This is a genomic window from Sulfuricurvum sp. RIFOXYD12_FULL_44_77, from assembly GCF_001830725.1.
Classification (GTDB): Bacteria; Campylobacterota; Campylobacteria; order Campylobacterales; family Sulfurimonadaceae; genus Sulfuricurvum; species Sulfuricurvum kujiense_A.
Genome location: NZ_MIBU01000075.1, coordinates 1 through 4372 on the forward strand (window position 1 = coordinate 1; position 4372 = coordinate 4372).

Genomic DNA, 4372 nt, shown 5'->3' on the forward strand with positions numbered 1-4372 from the left:
ACCCGCGAGAACACCTTTTTGCATTGCTTCTTTACACCCTTTTTCAACTGCAGGAACGTACTCTTTTGGAATAACCCCACCTTTGATTTCGTTGTGGAAAATATAACCCGTTCCAGGTACGCCCGGCTTGATACGGAGATATACGTGACCGAATTGTCCACGTCCACCTGATTGTTTCGCGTATTTGTACTCTTGGTTAACTTCAGAACGGATTGATTCACGGTAAGCAACTTGAGGTGCACCGACTTCCGCTTCAACTTTAAACTCACGGAACATACGGTCAACAAGGATTTCAAGGTGAAGCTCACCCATTCCGCTGATGATCGTTTGTCCTGTCTCTTCGTCTGTATGAACACGGAAAGATGGATCTTCTGCCGCTAGTTTTGCTAACGCGATACCCATTTTTTCTTGGTCTACTTTTGTTTTAGGCTCAACCGCAACTGAGATAACCGGCTCAGGGAAGTGCATACGCTCAAGAACTAGACGTTCGCGCTCATCACACAAAGTATCTCCGGTAGTTGTGTCTTTAAGACCTACAACCGCACCGATTTCACCTGCGTAGAGAGATTTGATCTCTTCACGTTTGTTTGCGTGCATTTTAACGATACGTCCGATACGCTCTTTTTTACCTTTGATAGTGTTATAAGCATACGTACCTGATTCAAGAACACCACGGTAAACACGTACGAAAGTGAGCTGTCCAACGAATGGGTCTGTCATAATTTTGAACGCAAGACCGGCGAATGGAGCATCATCCGTTGATTCAACATCAACTTCTACCTCTTCATCGTCTTCCATAGTCCCTTTGATAGCCGCAACTTCAAGTGGTGATGGAAGGTAATCAACAACCGCGTCCAAAAGAGTTTGAACCCCTTTGTTTTTAAACGCAGTTCCGCATGTCATAGGGATGATTTCCATTTTAAGACATCCGGCTTTAATCCCGCGCATGATCTCTTCGTTGCTAAGTTCACCCTCTTCGAAGAATTTCTCCATCAAAGTATCGTCACCCTCAGCCGCCGCTTCCATCAATTGAGCGCGGTATTGATTCGCTTTTTCAACCATATCGGCAGGAATTTCTGCTTCATGATAGTTTGAGCCCATCGCTGCATCTTCATCCCAAAGGATAGCTTTCATTTTAACGAGATCGATGATCCCTTTAAATTGATCTTCCGCACCGATTGGAAGTTGAATCGCGATTGGATTCGCTTTAAGACGAGCACGGATTTGCTCTTCTACGTTGTAGAAATCAGCTCCTGTACGGTCCATTTTATTGACGAAAACCATACGAGGAACCCCGTAACGGTTTGCTTGACGCCATACTGTTTCCGATTGTGGTTGAACCCCACCAACGGCACAGAATACCGCTACAGCACCATCAAGTACACGCATAGAACGCTCAACTTCAATGGTGAAGTCAACGTGGCCCGGAGTGTCGATGATATTGATTTGTTTGCCGTTCCATTCACAAGTTGTCGCCGCAGAGGTAATGGTAATACCACGCTCTTGCTCTTGCTCCATCCAGTCCATAGTTGCAGCACCTTCGTGAACTTCACCGATTTTGTGTGATACACCGGTGTAGAACAAGATACGCTCAGTTGTTGTCGTTTTACCCGCGTCGATGTGAGCGGCGATACCGATGTTTCTTACGTCTTCAAGTTTATGGGATCTTGCCATGATAATAGCCCTTAATAGAGTTTATAGTGGATAGGGGAATGATAACCCGAGAGGGTCATCAAAAGGTTACGAATATCTTACCAGCGATAGTGAGCGAACGCTTTATTCGCTTCAGCCATTTTGTAAGTATCTTCTTTACGTTTGAATGCTGTACCTTTATCGTTTGCAGCATCTGATAATTCATTTGCCAAACGCTCTGCCATAGTGCGCTCGTTACGTTTGCGTGCCGCATCGGTTAACCAGCGGATTGCAAGAGATAGTTGACGTACAGGACGAACTTCTACTGGAACTTGGTAGGTCGCTCCACCCACACGGCGGCTTTTTACTTCGATAACCGGCTTGATGTTATCAATCGCAGCGTTAAACACTTCGATACCTGTTTTTTCACCACGTGAACCCATGATATCCAAAGCACCGTACATAATTTTTTCAGCGGTACTTTTTTTACCGTCCCACATAATTTTGTTGATGAACTTTGTCAAAATTTTTGAACCATGAACCGGGTCAGGCATAATTTCGCGAACGGGCGCTTTTCTTCTTCTCATAATGTTTCCTTCAATGTTTTTTCATTTACTCAAAAAACGGTCATCAAAAACCGAATCTTGTCAGACTAGTTGGTTATTTTTTAACCTTAGCTTTTTTCGTTCCGTATTTAGAACGAGATACTTTACGGTCTTTAACACCCGCAGTATCAAGAGCACCACGTACGATATGGTATTTTACCCCTGGTAAGTCTTTTACACGACCGCCACGAACAAGAACGATAGAGTGCTCTTGCAAGTTGTGACCCTCACCACCGATATAACTAATAACTTCAAACCCAGAAGTCAAACGAACTTTAGCAACTTTACGAAGCGCCGAGTTCGGTTTTTTAGGGGTTGTAGTATATACACGAGTACATACACCACGACGTTGTGGGCATGACACCAAAGCGGGTGATTTTGATTTTTTCACTACCGCTTGTCGCTCTTTACGAATAAGTTGGTTGATTGTTGGCACACAATCTCCTTTGTTGAAATGTTCCAGTAGAATTTTAATCCACTACTTAAAGGGGACTAATAAACGCGCAATAATAGCTAATTTTTGATTAATTTGAGCTTATTTTAAGGAAGTTGTAAGAGAGTTATAATCTGTTTTCTTTCTTTAGATTGTGTATTACACAATTCCGCCCTGAAGCCTTAGCTTCATACAGTGCACTATCTACCAACGCAATGCATTGATCCATAAATGCTCTCGACGCCTCACCGATTTGAGGTAAAAAAGTTGATACACCGATACTAGCCGATATCTCACAGTGAACTATATTAATTTTAGCGATACACGCTCTTATCCTCTCAGCAACCAACAATGATTGTTCTGCATCTGCACCGTGCAACAAGACAATAAATTCCTCTCCACCCCAACGAGCGGGGAAGTCGTTTTCTCTAGATCCTTCTTTAATCGCAGAAGCAATGGCAATCAAAACCAAATCTCCCATCTGATGTCCATAGGTATCGTTTATATTCTTAAAGTGGTCAATATCTATTATCGCTAAACTTAACACTTCAGAGGTGCGTTGTCTATTTTTAAGACTCCACTCAAAATGTTCTTCAAAAGAACGTCTATTCATGAGACCAGTTAGCGCATCCGTACTCGCCATATACCTGAGATTCTCTTCAAGCTCTTTAAGTTCGGTTAAATCATTATGTGCACCCAGCATACGAATCGGCTTGCCCTGAGCATCTCTGATAGCAATTCCGCGACAACGCACCCAAATCGTTTTACCGTTTTTGTGACGATAGCGAACAATTTGATCATAAGGGTGTGCAGGATCTTCACAATGTTTGTGGAAATTCTCCAGCGCTACCTTTAAGTCATCGGGATCTATCAACTCTTGCCATTCGCTAGCTAGATGTTTTTTCTCTTTCGGATCGTATCCCAGCAGTTCCCAAAACCGTGCATTCATCCATTCGTTCTGGGGATTCTCAAGATCCCAGTACCATAAACCATCAAGAGATCCGCTTTGTAAAAACTCAAAAATAGAAGGATCGGTTGAGATACGCGTGTAGAGCTCATCTTTCAAATAATCTGATTGATTAATCACCTTATCTCCCGATACCAACTTTTAAATTGCTATAGTGTACAACAAAAAAGAAAAAGAAAATCTGATACTATTTATAAAGAAAGATTCCCCGAAAGGGGAATGACGAGAAGAGGAAACCTTAGTCTCCGAAAACCATTTTTTGGTCTTTGTAGATACCGGTACCGACTGGGATCGTGCGACCGATGATGACGTTCTCTTTCAAGTCCGTCAAGTCATCGATTTTCGCAGAAACTGCCGCTTCGGTCAAGACTTTTGTAGTGTCTTGGAACGATGCTGCCGAGATGATCGAGTCAGCACTAACCGCTGCACGGGTGATACCGACAAGGTACGGCTCAGCAATCGCAGGCTCTCCGCCGAGACGAAGGATTTTTTCGTTCTCGATTTTGAACTGTGCTTTAGAAACCACATCTCCCTCGATGAACTTAGTGTCACCGGAGCGGAGGATTTTGATCTGACGCAACATCTGGGTAAAGATAACTTCGATGTGTTTGTCGGCGATGTTAACCCCTTGACGACGGTAAACTTGTTGTACTTCACTGACAAGGTAGTTATACAACGCTTTAACACCCAAGATTCTTAAAATCTCGTGTGAGCTGATAACACCGTCAGTCAAGC

General features: G+C 43.3%; 4 protein-coding genes and 1 pseudogene. All 5 read right to left on the reverse strand.

The genetic code is table 11. The features are described 5' to 3' along the window. The coding region (fusA, locus tag A2517_RS03460) for an elongation factor G (protein WP_294894168.1) at window positions 1–1674 on the reverse strand (1674 nt) is incomplete at its 3' end. Between the two features lie 77 nt (window positions 1675–1751). Next, complete coding sequence (gene rpsG, locus A2517_RS03465; RefSeq protein ID WP_294894170.1) at window positions 1752–2219, reverse strand: 30S ribosomal protein S7; 468 nt, start codon at window positions 2217–2219, stop codon at window positions 1752–1754. Between the two features lie 73 nt (window positions 2220–2292). Then, complete coding sequence (gene rpsL, locus A2517_RS03470) at window positions 2293–2673, reverse strand: 30S ribosomal protein S12 (RefSeq protein ID WP_294894172.1); 381 nt, start codon at window positions 2671–2673, stop codon at window positions 2293–2295. Between the two features lie 124 nt (window positions 2674–2797). Continuing rightward, a complete protein-coding gene (locus A2517_RS03475; protein ID WP_294894174.1) occupies window positions 2798–3757 on the reverse strand; it encodes a sensor domain-containing diguanylate cyclase in 960 nt (319 codons plus the stop codon). Window positions 3758–3875: 118 nt separating this feature from the next. Next, a pseudogene (locus A2517_RS03480) lies at window positions 3876–4372 on the reverse strand (DNA-directed RNA polymerase subunit beta'); the annotation flags it as partial.